The sequence below is a fragment of the Streptomyces genisteinicus genome, from assembly GCF_014489615.1.
Classification (GTDB): domain Bacteria; phylum Actinomycetota; class Actinomycetes; order Streptomycetales; family Streptomycetaceae; genus Streptomyces; species Streptomyces genisteinicus.
In genome coordinates this window covers 4,562,422-4,580,134 of sequence record NZ_CP060825.1, presented here as the reverse complement: position 1 = coordinate 4,580,134, position 17,713 = coordinate 4,562,422, and the positions used below count along the sequence as shown (strand labels likewise).

The window sequence follows — 17,713 nt, the reverse complement described above, 5'->3', positions numbered from 1 at the left end:
CCTCAGTCAGTGAGTTTTCGGGCAAGTTCTGTGTCGTCTGTGGTCGGAGCCTCGCACACGAACGCACGGCAGACGTACGCGGCCGAACTCCCGTCCAGCAGCGGCCGCGCGGCGAGGAGCGGGAACTCGTCCCCGTCCGGCTCCCCCACCGCGACCACCGCACCCGGCGCGGTCGCCAGCAGGGCGGCGCGGTGGAGCGCCGTGCGGCGCGCGTCCCCGCGCGCGCCCACGACCGCGACCTCGCGCGGCCCGTCCAGCAGCGCCTCCGCGACCGCGAGCCCCCAGCCGATGAACCGCGGCGCCCGCGGCCCGAGGGCCTTGACCACGCCCAACGCGCCCTCGGCGGCGCTGCGGTGGGCCGGCGAGCCGGTGTGCGCCGCGTACGACAGCAGCGCCCCGGCGGCGGCCGACCAGCCCGAGGGCGCCGCGTTGTCCGTCGGGTCCTGGGGGCGCCGGATCAGCCGCTCCGCGTCGTGCGCGGTGTCGTAGAGCTGGCCGCCGTCGCCGGTGAACCGGTCGATCACCATGTCCAGCAGGAACCCGGCGAATTCCAGCCAGACTCCCTCGCCTCCGACGGCCGCCAGCGCAAGGAAGCCCTCCGCCACGTCCGCGTAGTCCTCCAGGACCCCGGCGCCCGTGCCGGCCCTGCCGTCCCGCGACGTGCGGTGCAGCCGCACCCCGCCGGCCCCGAAGTCCATGTGCAGCCGCACCAGCAGGTCGGCGGCCTCCGTGGCGCGCTCCACGAGGTCCGGGCGGTCGAAGTACGCGCCGGTCTCGGCGAGCGCGGCGATCGCCAGCCCGTTCCAGGCCGCCACCACCTTGTCGTCCCGCCCCGGCCTCGGCCGCGTCTCCCTGGCCGCCAGCAGCCGCGCCCGCAGGTCCTCGTCCGGCTCCCCGGCCGGGAGCCGCAGCACCGAGGCGCCCTCCTCGAAGGTGCCCTCCTCGGTCACCCCGTACAGCTCCGCCGCCCGCGCGCCGTCCTGCTCGCCCAGCACCTCGCGCAGCTGCCCGGGCGTCCAGACGTAGAAGGCGCCCTCGGCGTGCCCGCCGTCCGCGGTGTCGCTGTCGGCGTCGAGCGCGGAGGCGAAACCGCCCTCGGGGGTGCGCAGTTCGTTCACCATGAAGTCGGCGGTCTCCAGCGCGATCCGCCGGGCCAGACCGCTGCCGGTGGCCCGCCACAGGTGGGCGTAGACGCGGCAGAGCAGGGCGTTGTCGTAGAGCATCTTCTCGAAGTGGGGCACGGTGAACTCCCGGTCCACCGAGTAGCGCGCGAAGCCGCCGCCGAGCTGGTCCCAGATCCCGCCGCGCGCCATCGCCTCCGCCGTGTGCGCGGCCATCTCCAGCGCCCCCTCGGCGCCGGTCCTGGCGTGGTGCCGCAGCAGGAACTCCAGCACCATGGACGGCGGGAACTTGGGCGCCCCGCCGAACCCGCCGTGCTTCTCGTCGTACTCCCGGACCAGCCCGAGCAGCGCCTGGGCGAGCTCCTCCTCGCCCGGCACCCCCTGCCCGCCGTGCGCCAGCGACCGCGAGGCGAGGTCCCCGGTGATCTTCCGCGCGACCTCCGCGACCTCCTCCGGCCGGCCCGTCCACGCCTCGTGGACCCCCTCCAGCACCTGCCGGAACGACGGCATGCCGTGGCGGGGCTCGGGCGGGAAGTAGGTGCCGAAGTAGAACGGCTCCCCGTCGGCCGTCATCCACACCGACATCGGCCAGCCGCCCTGCCCGGTGGCCGCCTGCACGGCCTCCATGTACACGGCGTCGACGTCGGGCCGCTCCTCGCGGTCCACCTTGACGCTGACGAAGTGCTCGTTCATGTACGCGGCCGTCTCCGCGTCCTCGAAGCTCTCGTGCGCGAGGACATGGCACCAGTGGCAGCTGCTGTACCCGACGCTGAGGAACACCGGCACCCCCCGCCGCCGCGCCTCCTCGAACGCCGCGGGCTCCCACGGCCACCAGTCGACGGGGTTCTCGGCGTGCTGGAGGAGGTAGGGGGAGGTCGCCTGCGCAAGTCGGTTGGCCATGCCCCCATCCTCGCGCACCACTCCCGACGGGAGCCGTGCGCCACGGGGCGGGGCGGAAAGGGGCAGGTGGGACGGGCAAGGGCACCGAAGCGCGGACGGCCTGCCTCCCCGTGGATATCCGTGTTAGATTTTGTATATACGACAGGAGGTCTCATGACCAAGACACTCATCGAGATCGACGAGGATGCCCTGGCCGTGGCGCAGGAGGCCTTCGGCACCAAGACGAAGAAGGACACTGTCAATCGCGCGTTGCGCGAGGTGAGCGACCGGGTCAGGCGCCACGAGGCACGCATCGCGGCGGAACGCCTTGCTGCCGAGGCCCTGGACCTCGGCGCCCTGATGGACAAGGGCGCCTACCGCGAAGCCCCGACCGCCGACCCCGACCGGGGCCGCGCCGCGTGAGATATCTGGCCGACACCTCGGCGGTGGCACGCTTCCTGCGGGACGGCGCGGACGCCTGGGGGTGGGGAGAAGCGCTGGACTCCGGGCTGGTCGGCATGTGCGAGATCACCGAGATGGAGGTCCTGCGCTCGGCGCGGTCGTCCGTGCACCACAAGCAGATGCAGCAGTACCTGAGCGGGTTCTACGCCTTCGCCCCGGTCCCGGACGCCGCGTTCCGGCGATCCCTTCAGGTCCAGCAGACGCTCGTCGACCACGGCGAGCACCGCAGCGCAGGACCGGTCGACCTGCTCGTCGCCGCGGTGGCCGAGCTGTCGGGACTCACCCTGCTGCACTGCGACCGCGACTTCGAGGCGATCGCCCGGCACACCGGGCAGCCGACGCTGATGCTCACAGACGGCTCTCGTCCGTAGACCTCCGCGAGCACGTCGACGGGGTGGCCGCCGCCCCTTTGCCGGCCGTCGCGGCCCTGCCGGGTCGTCACGCAGACCTCGTCGTCCTCCGCAAGGCCGCAGCCTGCAGCAGGCGTTCGAGTAACCGCCGGCGGACATCGCGCCGCCTCCCCGCGGGACGCAGCAGCGCCTGCGGGACGCGGCGGGCGCGTTGCCGCCTCCGCAACCCCCGCGCCCGGCGTCGGAGGCGGCGTCCGGAAGGTGGGCATCCGGCGACGTGGGACCGTACGTCGCCGGATGCCGGCTCACGTGGGGGCGGGGCCTTCGCGGCCGTCCCCCTGCGCGGTGCGGCCCCGGCCGGGACCGCGCCTGACGCCCTCTCAGATGGGCAGGCGGTCGGTGTGGGCCGCCCGGCGGGCCGCGGCGAGGAGGGCCTGCATCCGGGGGCCGAACTGCTCGATGCGGTCGACGGGCGTGCCGAAGGGCAGCCTGGCGTCGCGGTGGCCCCGCGCGTACTCCATGCGCAGCACGACGCCGTGGCGGTCGACGCCGAGCGGGAGGACCCGCCTGATCCCGGCGGCCGGGCGGGGCCGGACGAGGCGCAGCAGCACCGCGGCGAGTTCGCCGTGACCGTCGAGCCAGTGGGTGACGATGCCCGCCTCGCCGGCGGCGACCGGGTCGAGCGGGGTCGCCTGGAGTTCGGCCAGGGTGACGTAGCGGCGCAGGCCGTCCTCCTCCAGGACGGCCTGCCCGAACTCCAGGCAGGTACTCTCCCGCGACGCGGGGTCGAACGGGCCCGCGAGCAGCCCCGTCAGGGTCACCCGCGCCCGCATCCGGTCGCGCACCGGGGCGGGACTGACGTCCGTGAGCTCCAGCCGCACGGGGACGCGCCCGGTCCCGGGCGGGCCGATGGGCTCGTCGGGGTCGTGGAGGTGGAAGTGCCCGAGCGCCTCCGCCCCGTCCAGGCCGTGCACATCGGTGCGGACGCCCTCGCTGACGACCGTCAGCGAGTGGGCGGTGGCGAGGACGGCGCGCACGCGCTCCGCGGCGGTGGGCGCGGGCACGGCGGCGCGGGCAGGACGATGACGCATGGGGACCCCCTGGAGTCAGCAAGGCAAGCCTAACCTAACTCGAAGGCCGTGGGTGGGAACATCCCCCGATCGTGTCCCCCTCGCCCGCGAAGCCGGCGACGGACCCCGGGCACGGCGGGGCCCGGCGGAGCGGGCGCCCCGCCGGGGCGGCTCACCGCCGCCCGGCCCGCGGACCGGAGGCGGGCACGCACGGAGCCGCCGCCCGGCCCGCGGCCGGGCCGGCCGCCCACGGCGTCACCCACGTCCCGCCCCGGGGCGGGGCGGGACGTCCTCCGGGTCCGGTGCCGCGCAGGGACGACACCGTACGCGTCCGGGCGACCGGCGCACGCGGCAACCGCCGCCGCACCGGGGGGCGGACGCGGCGCCGGGGACCGCCGCTCGTGGCGGCGCGGCCGACCGGTGCGGGCGCCCTCCGGGGCCCGCGCCGTGCAAGGCGGCGCGGGCGGAGACCGGGCCGTCCCGACCCGCTCCCGCCCCGGCCGCGCCCCGCCCCCGACCCCGCGTCCGTGCCGGAACCCCTCGCGCTTCCTCCCCCGGAGGACGACACTTGACGGCGCGACAGATGGGTAGGGCACACGGGACCGGGCTCTTCCCGGGGGACGGGGGACGCAGATGCGGGACAGCCATCGGGCCGAAGCGGAACGGCTGCTGGGCCGGGCCGTGGAGGAAGAAGTGCGGCGCAGCGGCGGGCGGACCGACGGGCAGCTGCTGCTGTCCCGGGCCCGTGCGGAGCTGGACACCCTGGCCGCGAGCGCGGGCGAGGAGTACGCGGCCTACGAGCAGGCGCTCGCCGAGGCCGAGGCCGGTGCGCTGCCCCTGTCCGAGAGGTTCTCCCGGCGCCACGTCGGCACCCCCGCCCTGGTGACCGCGGTCGCCGCCGCTGCGGCCGTGGGGGCGGACATGGCACTCGGCACGGCCACCGGCACCGCCCTCGGCGCGGGCGCCGTGGTCGCGGTCGCGGGGGCCGCGACCACGGTGGCGAAGGTGACGGCCTCCCACTGGCCGGCCGCCCACCGGCGGGCGGCGGCCGCCGGACAGCCGGGCGGGCCCGAGCAGTTGCGGCTCCAGTGGCTCACCGCGCTGGAGGTGCGGGGCATCCGGCCGTACCTGGACCAGCAGCGGATGCTGTCCTCGGCGGCCCGGCCCGCGAAGAAGACGGCGCCCGCGCCGCGGCTGCGCGGCGCGGACCGCAGCGCGGCCGCCCGCCGCCGGTCGGTGCTGGAGCAGTCGTTCGGCCATCTGCCGGAGCCGCAGGGGCCGTTCACCGGCCGCCGGGAGCACCTGACGCGGATCGCGCAGTGGGTGCACGCGGCCCGCGCGTCGACGGAGACCAAGCCCACGCTCGTGGTCCTGCACGGGGACCCCGGCTCGGGGCGCACCACCCTGGCGGTGCGGGCCGCGCACCATCTGAAGGACCAGTTCCGGGGCGCGTGCGTGGTGGACCTGCGGGGCGAGAGCGGGCGCCCGCTGTCCACCCGGGACGCGCTGCTGCACCTGCTGAACCGGCTCGGCGCACCGCGTGAACAGCTGCTGTTCCGGGAACGGTCGTCGCCCGAGCAGCAGGTGCGGCGTCTCGGCGAGCTGTACCACCAGCACCTGACCGGTCTGCCGGTCACCGTCGTGCTGGACGACGCCGCCGACCCGGAGCAGGTGCGCACCCTGCTGCCGGAGCGGTCCGACTCCCTGGTGCTGGTCACGGCACGCCGCCCGGTCGCGCTGCCCGCCGACCTCCCCGCCTGGGTCCACGAACTGCCGGTCGAGGCGCTCGACGCGGCCGGCGCCGAGGAGCTGCTGCGCGAGACGGCGGGCGCCGCGGGCGCGCAGACGGCGCCGTACGACGCCCAGTCGTCGGACCGGGTGCGGGAGTTGTGCGGCGGACTGCCGCTCGCCCTGCGGATCGCCGGGTCCTCGCTCGCGGAGCGCGGCGCCGGCCGCCTCGCGGCCGACCTCGCGGCCTACGGGCCGGTGGAGCCGGTGGAGCGCTCCCTGTGGCTGCGCTACACGGACCAGGCGGACCAGGCGCGGCGGCTGCTGCGCCGGCTCGCCCTCGCGGGGCGCGCCTCGCTCGGCGCGGCCGCCGCGGCGGCGCTGCTGGGGGCCGACGAGCAGGAGGCGCAGCGGCTGCTCACCGTCCTGGCGGACGCCGGTCTCGTCGAGCGGGTGCGGGCGAGCCGCTACCGGCTGCACGACGCGGTGCGGGCGTTCGCCCTGGCGCGGCTGCTGGACGAGGAGGACGCGGACGACCGTTCGGCCGCGCAGGAGCGGCTGATCGAGAACTACGCGGATCTCGCGGGCGCGGTGATCCGCATGGTCGACGGCAAGATGTCCACCCGGGCGGGGAACTTCGGCGCGCACGGCTTCCCGTCCCTGGACGCGGCGCTGCGCTGGCTGGACGACGAGTCCAGCTTCATCACCTCCGCGCTGCGGCACGCGGACGGGGTGAACCAGCAGGCGGTGCTGGGGCTGCTCGGCGCGTTGTGCGACTACTGCCTGCTCCGCGGCGACCTGTACCGCCTGGGCGAGATCAGCGAGCTGACGCAGGCGGTGGACCAGGGGCTGCTGGAGCGGTCGGTGCGGTGGCGCACCGGTATCGCGGCCCGCCAGCTCGGCGAGCTGGACAAGGCGCGCACCACGCTGTCGTCGGTCGTGGGTCTCTACCGCGAGGCGCAGCACGACGCGGGCGCGGCGCTGGCGCTGTGCTCGCTCGGCATCACGCTGCACCACCAGGGCAATCTGACGGAGGCGGCGGCCAGGCTGAACGAGGCGATCTCGCTCCAGTCGTCGCCGGAACAGGCCGAAGACCGGGCCTGGTCACTGCACGCGCTGGCGGCCGTGGAACGGGACCGGGCGAACCTCGCGGAGGCGCTGCGGCTGCTGGAGACGGCGCTGCGGCTGCACCGCGAGGGCGAGTCGCTGCACGGCGAGGCGTGGACACGGTTCCAGCTGGGTCAGGTGTGCCTGCGGATGGGCGACGTGCCGGCCGCGGAGGAGGCGCTGCGCGCGGCGCTGGACCTGTACGGGCGGACCCGGGACGCCCGCGGCGAGGCGTGGGCCTGCACCCAGCTCGCGCGGGCCCGGCTGGTCGACGGCGACCCGTCCGAGGCGGTCGGGCAGCTGCGGCCGGCGCTGGCCCGGCACCGGGAGAACGAGGACGCCCGCGGCGAGGCGTGGACGCTGTACTACCTGGGGCAGGCGCTGGAGGAGGAGGGCCGGCGGGACGAGGCGGTCCGGGAACTGGAGCGGGCCCGCGGGATGTTCTCGCGGATGCGGGACGTGTACGGCCTGGCGTGCGCGCGCCACCACTCGGGACGGGTCACCCGCGACCAGCGGGCCGCGCAGACCGGCAACCTGCTGAACTCCGGCTTCGCCCGGCAGCTCCTGGTGGACGCCCGTGCCGACTTCGCGCGGATCAAGGTGGCGCACGGCGAGGCGTGGACATGTCTGGAGCTGGCCATGATCGACGCGGGCAACAAGCGGGCCGCGCAGGCGCTGGCGCTGTGCGACGAGGCGGCCGTGCTCTTCGCCTCGTACGAGGACCGGCGCGGCGGCGACTGGGCGGCCTTCCTGCGCTGCACGCTGCTGCCGTACGCCTCGCCCGGCGGGACGGAGGTCGGCACGGTGGTCGCCCAGGAGGAACTGGTGCGCCTCGTGTCGGCCCGGCACCCGTCGCGCGATCCCAAGCTGGAGGACTGCGCGGAGGCGCTGCGGCTCCTCCTGGAGCGCGGTGTCCGCCTGGAGGACGGCTGGCAGGCGTGGGACCTGGGCCTGGTCCCGGGCCGCCACGCCCGCGAGGTGATGGGCGTCCCGGTGAAGTGACCGCCACAACGCCCCCGGGCGTGGCCGGCAGCGCGTCGCCGGGCGGGACGACCCCGCCCGGCGACGCGCAGGCCGGACCCTCTGCCGGGCCCCGGTGCGGGCGCCGGACCGGCACCCTCACGGGCTGCCGCCGGCCCCCCGCAGCGCGTCGGGACCCGGCGGGGAACCGGCGAAGCGCTGCCGGGAGTCACGGGGTCAGTGGGGCAGGCCGATGTACTGGCCCATGGCGGTGGCCGCGTGGGTGAAGAAGGCGGCCGGATCGGCGGCGACACCCGCGATGTGGCCGTTGACCTCGAAGCCGACCATGCCGTGCAGCTGGGTCCAGACGATCAGCATGCGGGTGATGACCGGGGTGGGCAGGCCGTTGAGCATCCCCTGGGCCAGCGGCTCGATGGTGCGGGCCATGCCCTCGGACAGCTCGGGCGCGGGCACATGGTCCACGGCGAGTTCGCCGGCCTCCAACGCCTCCCGGACCAGGCCGAGCAGGACCAGTACCGTGCGGGCGCCCGCGGCCATCGTCTCCGGCGGGGCGTCGTAACCGGGCACCGGGCGGCCCCAGATCAGCACGTACTCCTCGGGGCGGGCGAGGGCCCACGCGCGGACGCCCTCGCAGCACGCGACCCAGCGGCCCAGCAGGTCGGCCCCGGACTTCTCCGCCTCGGCCGCGCCCTGCTCCGCGGCGTCGCCCATCGCGTGGTAGGCGGCCAGCACAAGATCGGTTAACAGGGCGTCCCGGTCCGGGAATCGCGCGTCGACCAGGGCCGGGTCGACGCCGGCCGCGGCCGCCAGTTCGGCCGGGACCAGGTCGACCCGGTGCCGGGCCGCGAGGCGGTGGGCCGCCTCGGCCTTCAGCCGGGAGACGGCCGCCTCGGGGCCGTCCTGGCGGGAATCGGGAGTTTCGGAAGTGGTCATGATCCCGACCCTGTCAGAGATCCCGCATCGCGTCGATTACGTGGCGGGTAATGCGCCGTGCACGCGGCCGGTACTGCTCCGTCGCGTCGTCGCCGGACGCCCACCCGGCGGCGGGCGTCTCCCGGTCGGGGCGCCGGAGAAGGCGGAACGGTCCCGGGAACGGACACCCGAGGAGCCAGAACGGCCCGGTCGGGACACCCGAGGAGGCGGAACGGCCCGGGGCGAGCCGACGGAGTCCGCCGCCCGGTGCGGCACCGCTTCGCCCGTGCCGGCCGGGCCGGCACGGACGGGCAGCCCGTAGGGTCCCCGCATGGAACTGAACCTCGTCGGCCGCACCCCCGAGGGGCTGTCCCGGCGGGCCCGCTCCCTGCTGGGCGGGCACGGCGTCCGGGTGGACGTCACCCCCGTCGGACAGCACCGGGCGCGGTGGCTGGAGCGCGGGATCCCGGCGGAGCAGATCGACCGCACGGCGGCGTACCAGGAGCGGTGGGGCGGGCTGCTGCTGCCGCCCTCCCCGCGCTACGAGGGCGGGCCGAAGTACTTCGACCCGGACGTGCCGGAGGAGGACGCCGACGGCTGGTGGTTCGGGGCGGGGGTGCAGCGGGCGTCGGTGGACTTCTCGTTCCTGATCGGCCCCGACGACTCGTTCGGGGTCCACGCGCGGCGCTGGGCGCCGCTGCACGCCTCGGTCGACGGCTGGGTGGAGTCCGTGGCGCTCGCGTACCACGCCCGGATGTGGTCGTCGCGGATCACCAAGGTGACCGGCGACGGCGTCGACGCCCTCCCGCTGGCCGACTGCGACCCCGTCCCCGAGGTCGAGGGCCTGGCCGACACCTGGTGGCGGGGAGAGGACCTGCTCGTCGCGCTCTACACCGGCGAAGCCCTGTGCCGCGACACCCCCGGCGACCGCACCGCGTACGTCCACTCGGGCCTGGACACCTGGGGCCTGGACGTCGACGTGTGAGCACCCGGACCGGGCCACACACGGAACTGCAGGCACCCGGGCCACGTGCGGGCGCCCGGGCCGGGTGACGCGCGGCACTCAGCGCCCCGGCGTCGCGCGGCGGCCGTGCGGCACCCGGTGACCCGGGGTGCCGCACGGCCGCGCACCGCAGTGCGGACGCGTCAGGCGGAGCCGCCCGCCGCACGCCCCCGGGGGGCGGCGGTCTCCGGCTCGGGCTCCTCCTCGAAGTTCACCCGGCCCATGTGGCGGTTCATGGACTTCATCAGGAGCCACACGCCGACGGCCAGTGCCGCGAAGACGAGGAAGCCCAGGACACCGGGGGTGACCTTGTTCTCGTCGAGCTCCTTGGCCAGGGTGGCGACGTGCGTCATTGCGAGGTCTGCGCTAGCGCTCATATCAGGCATTGTCGCGGATGCCCGCGAAGAGGTCGTCCTCGGGGAGGGAGGTATCGACGAGCGACTTGGCGAGCTCGTACTCCTCCGTCGGCCAGACCTCCTTCTGGACCGCCATCGGCACCCGGAACCAGCCGCCGTCCGGGTCGATCTGCGTCGCGTGGGCGATCAGCGCCCGGTCACGCGTCTCGAAGAAGTCCGCGCACGGCACGAAGGTGGTCAGCGTCCGCTCGGCGCGCTCGAACTCCTTCCAGCGCTCCAGCCACTCCCCGTACGGGGACTCCAGGCCGCGCTCCAGCAGCGCCTCGTGGAGGGCGACCGTGCGCGGGCGGTTGAAGCCCTGGTTGTAGTACAGCTTCTGCGGCTGGTACGCGTCGCCGTACTCGGACTCCGGGAACTTCTCGGTGTCCGCGCTGCCCTCGAAGGCCACCATCGTGATCTTGTGGGTCATGATGTGGTCGGGGTGCGGGTAGCCGCCGTTCTCGTCGTACGTGGTGACGACCTGTGGGCGGAACGCGCGGATCCGGCGCACCAGCTCGCCGGCCGCCTTGTCGATGTCCTCCAGGGCGAAGCAGCCCTCGGGCAGCGGGGGCAGCGGGTCGCCCTCCGGCAGGCCGGAGTCGACGAAGCCCAGCCAGTCCTGGGAGACGCCCAGGATCTCGCGCGCCTCGTCCATCTCCTTGCGGCGGACCTCGTGGATGTTGGCCTCGATGGAGGCGTCACCCTGGAGCTTGGGATTGAGGATGGAGCCGCGCTCGCCCCCCGTGCAGGTCACGACCAGCACGTCCACCCCCTCGGACACATACTTCGCCATCGTGGCCGCGCCCTTGCTCGACTCGTCGTCGGGGTGCGCGTGCACGGCCATCAGTCGCAGCTGCTCAGTCAAGACTCGATCCTCAGTGATTCGTCGCGTCGTGCGCTCTCTATAGTGACCGAACCGGGGGGCGGAAAATTCCTGTCCCCGGGACCTGGAGGGATCGATCATGACTGCTGTGCGCGAGGAGCTCCCGCAGGGGCGCTACGGCCGCTCCGCGGACGAGCGCGCGGACCGCCGTCTGAAGGTCCTCGGGGCCGTGCTCGGCACCGGCATGATCGCCATGGTGGGCTGGTTCGGCTACGACTACGTCGCGGGCCAGGACATCAGCGCCGAGGTCATCAAGTTCGACGTCGTCGACGGCTCGAAGGAAGTCCAGGTGCACCTGGAGGTGCGCAAGGACGCGGACGCCACCGGATCGTGCACCGTGCGGGCCCTGGCGGAGGACGGCGGCGAGGTCGGCCGGCTCGACGCGCGCTTCGAGGACACCGGCACGAAGCGGATCGACCGGGTCGTCACCGTCCGCACCACCCGCGAGGCCACCAGCGCCGAGCTGATGGGCTGCACGGCCGTCTGAGCCCGCTCGGGGCGGCACTGCCGGGCGCCGCGCGCGCCGCCCGCTCCCCCGCGGTCGCCGGGATCGTGGCTGACCTGGGGAATCCTTGATCCGGACAGGTATGTCCTCCCCCTTTCGCCCCGAAATTGTTAGGCTCGTGGTTTCGCCCACCCAGGAAGGACAATCCTTCTGGGTAGGGCGTTGCTTTGTATTCCCAGTACCTACGAGGAGCACCTGTGACCCAGACCAGCGAGAACGTCACCTGGCTCACCCAGGAGGCGTACAACCAGCTCAAGGCCGAGCTGGAGTACCTGTCTGGTCCCGCGCGCACCGAGATCGCCAAGAAGATCGAGGCGGCGCGCGAGGAGGGCGACCTGCGGGAGAACGGCGGGTACCACGCGGCCAAGGAGGAGCAGGGCAAGCAGGAGCTCCGTGTGCGCCAGCTGACCCAGCTCCTCGACAGCGCGAAGGTCGGCGAGGCCCCCGCGGACGACGGCATCGTCGAGCCCGGCATGGTCGTGACGATCGCCTTCGACGGCGACGAGGACGACACCCTGACCTTCCTGATGGCGTCCCGCGAGTACGCGAGCGCGGACATCGAGACGTACTCGCCGCAGTCCCCGCTCGGTGTCGGCGTCAACGGCAAGAAGGTCGGCGACGACGCCGAGTACGAGCTGCCGAACGGCAACCGCGCCATGGTGCGGATCCTCGCGGCCAAGCCGTACGCCGCCTGACGGCTCCCACGACGTCACCGAGCCCCCGGAGCGGCCTTCGCGGCCGCGCCCGGGGGCTCGGTGGTGTCCTGCCCGGCGTCACCCGCCCTGGCCGGGGCTCCGGGCGGATGCGCCCGGAGCCCCGGCCCGGCCGCCCTCAGGCCGATCCGGCCCGGATACGGCTGTGCGGCGGCGTCACGCGGCCCGGCGGTACTTGCGCACCGCCAGCGTGCGGAACACCACGATGATCAGGGCGGACCAGATCAGCGACGCCAGGACGGGGTGCTCCATCGGCCAGGCCCCGGTCACGGACTGCGGCACTCCGGGGATCGTGTTGCCGAAGAGTTCGCGGGCCGCGGCGACGGTGGCGCTGAAGGGGTTCCACTCGGCGACGTGCTGCAGGAACGTCGGCATGCCGTTGACGGGCACGAACGCGTTGGAGATGAACGTCAGCGGGAACAGCCAGATCAGACCGCCCGACGTGGCCGCCTCCGGAGTGCGCACCGAGAGGCCGATCAGCGCGCCGATCCAGGTGAAGGCGTAGCCGAGCAGCAGGAGCAGCCCGAAGCCCGCGAGCACGCTGCCGATGCCCTCGTGGGTGCGCCAGCCCACGAGGAGGGCGACGACCGCGAGCACCGCGAGGGTGATCGCCGTCTGGACGAGGTCCGCCAGCGTGCGACCGGTCAGCACGGCCCCGCGCGCCATGGGCAGCGAGCGGAACCGGTCGATCAGGCCCTTGTGCATGTCGTCCGCGATGCCGGCGCCCGCGCCGGCGGTCGCGAACGTGACGGTCTGCGCGAAGATGCCCGCCATCAGGAATTCCTTGTACGCGCCCGCGCTGACGCCCGCGCCCGGAATGGCGATCGAGCCGCCGAAGACGTACGTGAAGAGCACCACGAACATCACCGGCTGGATGATCCCGAAAAGGATCATCTCCGGAATCCTGGTCATGCGGATCAGGTTCCTGCGCGCCACCACGAGCGAGTCGTTCACCGACTGCACGATGCCGCCGCGCGGCCTGGGGGCGACGATCTTGACCGCCTCTGCGGTACTGCTCACTTCGCGCTCTCCTTCCGGGACTTCCCGCCGCGCCCCGCGTCCTCGGCGTCCGCGTCCGCTTCCTCCGGCGCGGTCTCGGCCGCATGCCCGGTGAGGGAGATGAACACGTCGTCGAGGGTGGGACGGCGCAGGCCGATGTCGTCGATCTCCACGCCCCGGGCGTCGAGGTCGCGGATGACCTCGGCGAGCAGCTTGGCGCCGCCGGTGACCGGGACCGTGAGCTTGCGGGTGTGCTCGGCGACGGCGACCTCGCCCTTGCCGTAGCCGGCCAGCACCTCGCGGGCGGCCGTGATCCGCTCCCGCTCGTGCACCACGACCTCGACGCGCTCGCCGCCGGTGCGGGCCTTGAGCTGGTCGGAGGTGCCGCGGGCGATGACCTTGCCGTGGTCGACGACGCAGATGTCGTCGGCGAGGTGGTCGGCCTCCTCCAGGTACTGGGTGGTGAGCAGCAGCGTCGTGCCGCCCCTCACGAGTTCCTGGATGACCTCCCACAGCTGCTGGCGGTTGCGCGGGTCGAGCCCGGTGGTCGGTTCGTCCATGAACATGACCGGCGGAGAGACCACCAGCGCGGCGGCGAGGTCGAGCCGGCGGCGCATGCCGCCGGAGTAGGTCTTGGCGGGGCGGTCTGCGGCGTCGGCGAGGTTGAACCGCTCCAGCAGCTGGACCGCGCGGGCCTTCGCGTCGCGGGAGGACATCTGGTAGAGCTGGCCGACCATCTGCAGGTTCTCACGGCCCGTCAGATATTCGTCGACGGCGGCGAACTGGCCGGACAGGCCGATGGACCTGCGCACCTCGTTGGGGTGCTTGAGGACATCGATGCCGGCGACGGACGCCGAGCCGCTGTCCGGCTGGAGCAGGGTGGTCAGCACACGCACGGTGGTGGTCTTGCCGGCGCCGTTGGGGCCGAGAAGTCCGAGGACCGTGCCTTCGGGGACGTCGAGATCGACGCCGTCCAGAGCCCTGACGTCACCGAACGTCTTCACCAGACCTTCGGCGTGGATGGCGCCTGGCATAGGGGGTCTCCCAAGGGGACAGAGGATGGATCGCGTACGCGAAAGAGTAGATAAGCGGGTGAATCGGCGCCCCCGGGATCGCGAAACCGGGGGCCACGCCCGGCAGGTCCGAACCATAACGCGATGTATCGCGTTACTCAAGCGGTTCGGGCCGTTCCGCGCGAGCCGTGTCGCACCCGCACCGACGGCCCCGCCCGTACCGTCCCGCCGGGGCGGGAGCGGGGGCGGCGGACCGTGCACCGGCGCCCGCCGGCGACCGGCCCGGATCAGGCCAGGACCGGCCGGGATCGGTCCCGGTCGGCCCGGATTCAGTCCAGGACCGTGTAACCGGCGTCCCGCAGCGCCGCGGCGACCTCGTCGCAGTGCTCCGGGCCCTTCGTCTCCAGCTGCAGTTCCACCTCCGCCTCCGTGAGCCCGAGGCGCGGGTCCGTCCGGACATGGCTCACGTCCAGAACATTGGCATCCGCCACTGACAACGCGGCCAGCAGCGCCGCCAGCGCACCCGGCCGGTCCGTCAGCCGCAGGCGCAGCGAGAGGTACCTGCCCGCCGCCGCCATGCCGTGCCTCAGGATCCGCTGCATCAGCAGCGGGTCCACGTTGCCGCCGGACAGCAGCGCGACCACCGGCCCCTCGAAGGACCGCGGATCGCTCAGCAGGGCGGCCACCGTGCTCGCACCGGCCGGCTCCACCACCAGCTTGGCCCGCTCCAGGCACAGCAGCAGGGCGCTGGAGAGTTCGTCCTCGGAGACCGTACGGACATCGTCCACGAGATCGCCAACGATTTTGAACGGGACGTCCCCCGGCCTGCCGACCTTGATGCCGTCCGCCATCGTCAGCGGGGACGGGATCGACACCGGGCGTCCCGCCGCCAGCGACGGCGGATACGCGGCCGCCCCCGACGCCTGCACCCCGATCACCTTCACGTCCGGCCGCAGCGCCTTCACCGCCACCGCGACCCCGGCCGCCAGCCCGCCGCCGCCCATGCCGACCAGGATCGTCCGCACCTCCGGGCACTGCTCCAGGATCTCCAGCCCCAGCGTGCCCTGCCCCGCCACGATGTCGGGGTGGTCGAAGGGGTGGATGAAGACCGCGCCGGTCTCCTCGGCGAACTCCTGCGCCCGCTCCAGCGTCTCGTCCACCACCTGCCCGACCAGCCGCACGTCCGCCCCGTACTCGCGCGTCGCGGCGACCTTCGGCAGCGGCGCACCCACCGGCATGAAGACCGTCGACCGCACCCCGAGCAGCGCGGACGCCAGGGCGACGCCCTGCGCGTGGTTCCCCGCGGACGCCGCGACCACCCCCGCCGCCCGCTCCTCGGGCCGCAGCCCCGAGATGCGCACATAGGCGCCGCGCAACTTGAACGACCCGGTGCGCTGGAGGTTCTCGCACTTCAGATGGACCGGCGCACCCACCAGCGCGGACAGATGCCGGCTGCCCTCCATCGGCGTCATCCGGGCGACGCCGGACAGCATCTTCTGCGCCCCCCGGACGTCGTCGAGAATCACCGGACGCGGAACCTGGGGCAGGCGGAAGCTCATGTCACAAGTCTCGCAGTTCGCCCACGGCACCGGGCCGGCGTCCGAATCCCGGGCAGCGGAGGCCGGATTGCGCAGCCCGCCTGTACGGCACGGCACAGCCGCGTACTCTGTCCCCCACCAACCGACCACCGCACGAGAGAGCCCCCGCAGCCATGCCCACCTCACCGGACATGACGACAGATCTCGGTCCCGGCCTCCTCGATGCCCTCCAGCACCAGGTGGCCGTCTTCGCACGGCGCGCGGAGCAGACGCGGCTCGGCGGCGTCGGCCAGGTCCGCAACTCCATGGACCGCGCCGCCTACCTCCTGCTCAACCGGCTCGACCAGGAAGGGCCGATGGGCGTCAAGGCCCTCGCCGCCGGCATGGGCATCGACTCCTCGACGGTCACCCGTCAGGTCGCCCCGCTGGTCGACACCGGCCTCGTCAAGCGCACCTCGCACCCCGACGACGGACGCGCCGTCGTCCTGCAGCTCTCCCCGCGCGGCCAGGCCCGCCTCGACGAGGTCCGCGCCTCGCGCCGCGAGCTGATGCGCCAGGTCACCGACGGCTGGACCGAGAGCGAACGCGAGTCGTTCTGCACCCTGCTCACCCGCTTCAACACCGCCCTCTCCGCACGCCAGGCGGGACACACCGCCGCGGAGGGACAGGCTCCGCCCGCCTCCTGAGGCACCCGGCCCGGCACGGGCCGCCGGGCGGGCGCGGCCACCGGTCCCGGGGCACACGCACCCGGGACCGCCGACCCCTTGACCCCGGCGCCCGTCCGGGCCCTATATGAAGGGGTGAGCGAACGGCACTCGGCCCGTGACCGGCGCCGCGCCCGCGAATTCGACGCCTTCGTGGCGGGCGCGGCCGGACGGCTGCTCCATGTCGCCACCCTGCTCACCGCCGAACCGGCCGACGCCAACCCGGCCGCCCAGCGCCTGCTCACCGCCGCCCTCGCACGCACCTACGCCGACTGGGACCGGCTGCGCGGCGAGGACCCGTACGACCGCACCCGGCAGGACCTGGCCCGCCGCTTCGTGCGCACCGCGTGGCGGCACCACCGCACGGCCGGCGGGGTCCTCGACCGCCTCACCCCGCTGGAACGCCTCGTCCTCGTGCTGCGCGTGTACGACTCGGTCGCCGAGGAGCAGGTGGCGGCCCAGCTCGGCATACCCGCCGAACGCGTCCGCGCCTCCTGCACCCGCGCCGTCGCCGCGATGCGCGGAGGACCGTCCGCACCGCGCCATCGGCTGAGGACGGCACCGTGACGCGCGGCCGGCGCCCCGGGCACGGCCCGGCCCGCACCCGGCGGCGGACCACGGCCCCGGACACCACGAGCCCGGACACCACGATGCCGCACAACGCGGCCCCCGGCGTCGCGGCCCCGGGAACCACCCGCCCCCGTGACACCACCCCGCACACCGCCCGCCCCGCGGACCGCACCTCACCACCCCCCGCCACCGGGCCCCGGAGCACCGGCCCGCATCGCGCCGCGCGAGGGAGGAGCACGCCGTGAGCGGAACCGACCGCAAGGAGAGCGAGGTCCGCCGGATGATGCAGGTCCCCGCCCCCGTCGTCCCGGCCGACCTCGGAGCCCGCGCGGCCGCCCGCGGCGGGCGGCTGCTGCGCCGCCACCGCGCCCTGCGCAGAGCCTGCTGGGGACTGCTCCTCGCCGTGCTGCTCGCACTCGCCGTGTGGGCCCTGCTCACCGAGCCGTGGCCCGCTCCCCCGGCGCCGACCTCCCCGCCCGTCGTCGGCTTCTGAGCGTCGGCAGCCGCCCGGCGCCCGGGACTACCCTGGAGGAATGAGGCCGCACCACCCGTCGAGGAGGCCCTCATGACCAGGAAAGTCGCCGACTGCCGCAACACCCCCAGCGTCTCCGGATGCACCCTCACCATCTCCGGCGAGGAGGACGAAGTCGTACGGGCCGCCGCGGAGCACGCCGTCTCCGTCCACGAGCACGCCGACGGTCCCGAGCTGCGCCGGATGATCCGCGAATCCCTGGAGGACGAGAAGGTACCCGCCTGAGGCGGCCCGGCACGGCCGCGGGC

18 protein-coding genes are annotated in these 17,713 nt (G+C 74.3%); 10 read left to right on the top strand and 8 right to left on the bottom strand.

What is annotated here, in order from left to right:
- Positions 1-2 precede the first annotated feature (2 nt).
- Entirely contained in the window at positions 3-2,021 is a 2,019-nt protein-coding gene (locus tag IAG43_RS20085) for a thioredoxin domain-containing protein (protein ID WP_187742081.1), read from the bottom strand.
- Positions 2,022-2,174: 153 nt separating this feature from the next.
- Between IAG43_RS20085 and IAG43_RS20080 the strand changes: the two genes are divergently transcribed.
- Both IAG43_RS20080 and IAG43_RS20075 read left to right on the top strand, forming a co-directional pair.
- Positions 2,175-2,423: a type II toxin-antitoxin system VapB family antitoxin gene (locus IAG43_RS20080; RefSeq protein ID WP_187742080.1), complete on the top strand. Its 249-nt coding sequence runs from the start codon at positions 2,175-2,177 to the stop codon at positions 2,421-2,423.
- Positions 2,420-2,833, top strand: coding sequence for a PIN domain nuclease (locus tag IAG43_RS20075; protein WP_187742079.1), 414 nt, complete (start codon positions 2,420-2,422; stop codon positions 2,831-2,833). Before IAG43_RS20080 ends, IAG43_RS20075 begins: the two co-directional genes overlap by 4 nt.
- Positions 2,834-3,192: 359 nt before the next feature.
- Here the strand turns inward: IAG43_RS20075 and IAG43_RS20070 are convergent, their stop codons facing one another.
- The gene (locus IAG43_RS20070; protein ID WP_187742078.1) at positions 3,193-3,903 is read right to left on the bottom strand and encodes a DUF2470 domain-containing protein; all 711 of its coding nucleotides are present in this window, start codon (positions 3,901-3,903) and stop codon (positions 3,193-3,195) included.
- A 612-nt stretch (positions 3,904-4,515) separates the two neighbouring features.
- Between IAG43_RS20070 and IAG43_RS20065 the strand changes: the two genes are divergently transcribed.
- The gene (locus tag IAG43_RS20065; RefSeq protein ID WP_187742077.1) at positions 4,516-7,719 is read left to right on the top strand and encodes a tetratricopeptide repeat protein; all 3,204 of its coding nucleotides are present in this window, start codon (positions 4,516-4,518) and stop codon (positions 7,717-7,719) included.
- A gap of 195 nt (positions 7,720-7,914) precedes the next feature.
- Here IAG43_RS20065 and IAG43_RS20060 read toward each other — a convergent pair whose 3' ends face one another.
- Positions 7,915-8,631 carry a TetR/AcrR family transcriptional regulator gene (locus IAG43_RS20060; RefSeq protein ID WP_187742076.1) on the bottom strand — a complete coding sequence of 239 codons (717 nt, stop codon included), beginning with the start codon at positions 8,629-8,631 and terminating at the stop codon, positions 7,915-7,917.
- Positions 8,632-8,941: 310 nt separating this feature from the next.
- On the opposite strand from IAG43_RS20060, the gene IAG43_RS20055 reads away from it, so the two are divergent.
- On the top strand, positions 8,942-9,595 hold the full coding sequence (locus IAG43_RS20055) for a hypothetical protein (RefSeq protein ID WP_187742075.1): 654 nt from the start codon (positions 8,942-8,944) through the stop codon (positions 9,593-9,595).
- 161 nt (positions 9,596-9,756) lie between these two features.
- Here IAG43_RS20055 and IAG43_RS20050 read toward each other — a convergent pair whose 3' ends face one another.
- A complete protein-coding gene (locus IAG43_RS20050) occupies positions 9,757-9,999 on the bottom strand; it encodes a hypothetical protein (protein ID WP_187742074.1) in 243 nt (80 codons plus the stop codon).
- Positions 9,992-10,873, bottom strand: a complete 882-nt coding sequence (mca, locus tag IAG43_RS20045; protein WP_187742073.1) for a mycothiol conjugate amidase Mca — start codon at positions 10,871-10,873, stop codon at positions 9,992-9,994. Before mca ends, IAG43_RS20050 begins: the two co-directional genes overlap by 8 nt.
- A 97-nt stretch (positions 10,874-10,970) precedes the next feature.
- On the opposite strand from mca, the gene IAG43_RS20040 reads away from it, so the two are divergent.
- Together IAG43_RS20040 and greA are read left to right on the top strand one after the other, a co-directional pair.
- Positions 10,971-11,378 (top strand): DUF4307 domain-containing protein, encoded by a 408-nt coding sequence (locus IAG43_RS20040; RefSeq protein ID WP_187742072.1) that lies wholly within the window; start codon positions 10,971-10,973, stop codon positions 11,376-11,378.
- A gap of 215 nt (positions 11,379-11,593) precedes the next feature.
- Positions 11,594-12,091, top strand: a complete 498-nt coding sequence (gene greA, locus IAG43_RS20035) for a transcription elongation factor GreA (RefSeq protein WP_187742071.1) — start codon at positions 11,594-11,596, stop codon at positions 12,089-12,091.
- 174 nt (positions 12,092-12,265) lie between these two features.
- On the opposite strand, the gene IAG43_RS20030 is transcribed toward greA, so the two are convergent.
- The 3 genes from IAG43_RS20030 to ilvA all read right to left on the bottom strand — a co-directional run bounded on the left by IAG43_RS20030 (position 12,266) and on the right by ilvA (position 15,680).
- Positions 12,266-13,129, bottom strand: coding sequence for an ABC transporter permease (locus IAG43_RS20030; RefSeq protein ID WP_187742070.1), 864 nt, complete (start codon positions 13,127-13,129; stop codon positions 12,266-12,268).
- Positions 13,126-14,142, bottom strand: a complete 1,017-nt coding sequence (locus tag IAG43_RS20025; protein ID WP_187742069.1) for an ATP-binding cassette domain-containing protein — start codon at positions 14,140-14,142, stop codon at positions 13,126-13,128. The genes IAG43_RS20030 and IAG43_RS20025 overlap by 4 nt, the downstream gene beginning before the upstream one ends.
- A gap of 308 nt (positions 14,143-14,450) precedes the next feature.
- Positions 14,451-15,680, bottom strand: a complete 1,230-nt coding sequence (gene ilvA, locus IAG43_RS20020) for a threonine ammonia-lyase (RefSeq protein ID WP_187742068.1) — start codon at positions 15,678-15,680, stop codon at positions 14,451-14,453.
- Positions 15,681-15,832: 152 nt separating this feature from the next.
- On the opposite strand from ilvA, the gene IAG43_RS20015 reads away from it, so the two are divergent.
- From IAG43_RS20015 to IAG43_RS20000, 4 genes are all read left to right on the top strand, one after another.
- Positions 15,833-16,345, top strand: a complete 513-nt coding sequence (locus IAG43_RS20015; RefSeq protein ID WP_187742067.1) for a MarR family winged helix-turn-helix transcriptional regulator — start codon at positions 15,833-15,835, stop codon at positions 16,343-16,345.
- A gap of 114 nt (positions 16,346-16,459) precedes the next feature.
- Entirely contained in the window at positions 16,460-16,930 is a 471-nt protein-coding gene (locus tag IAG43_RS20010; protein WP_187742066.1) for a sigma factor-like helix-turn-helix DNA-binding protein, read from the top strand.
- A 244-nt stretch (positions 16,931-17,174) separates the two neighbouring features.
- Positions 17,175-17,426 carry a hypothetical protein gene (locus tag IAG43_RS20005; protein WP_187742065.1) on the top strand — a complete coding sequence of 84 codons (252 nt, stop codon included), beginning with the start codon at positions 17,175-17,177 and terminating at the stop codon, positions 17,424-17,426.
- 72 nt (positions 17,427-17,498) lie between these two features.
- On the top strand, positions 17,499-17,690 hold the full coding sequence (locus IAG43_RS20000; protein WP_187742064.1) for a DUF1059 domain-containing protein: 192 nt from the start codon (positions 17,499-17,501) through the stop codon (positions 17,688-17,690).
- The last annotated feature ends 23 nt before the right edge of the window (positions 17,691-17,713 follow it).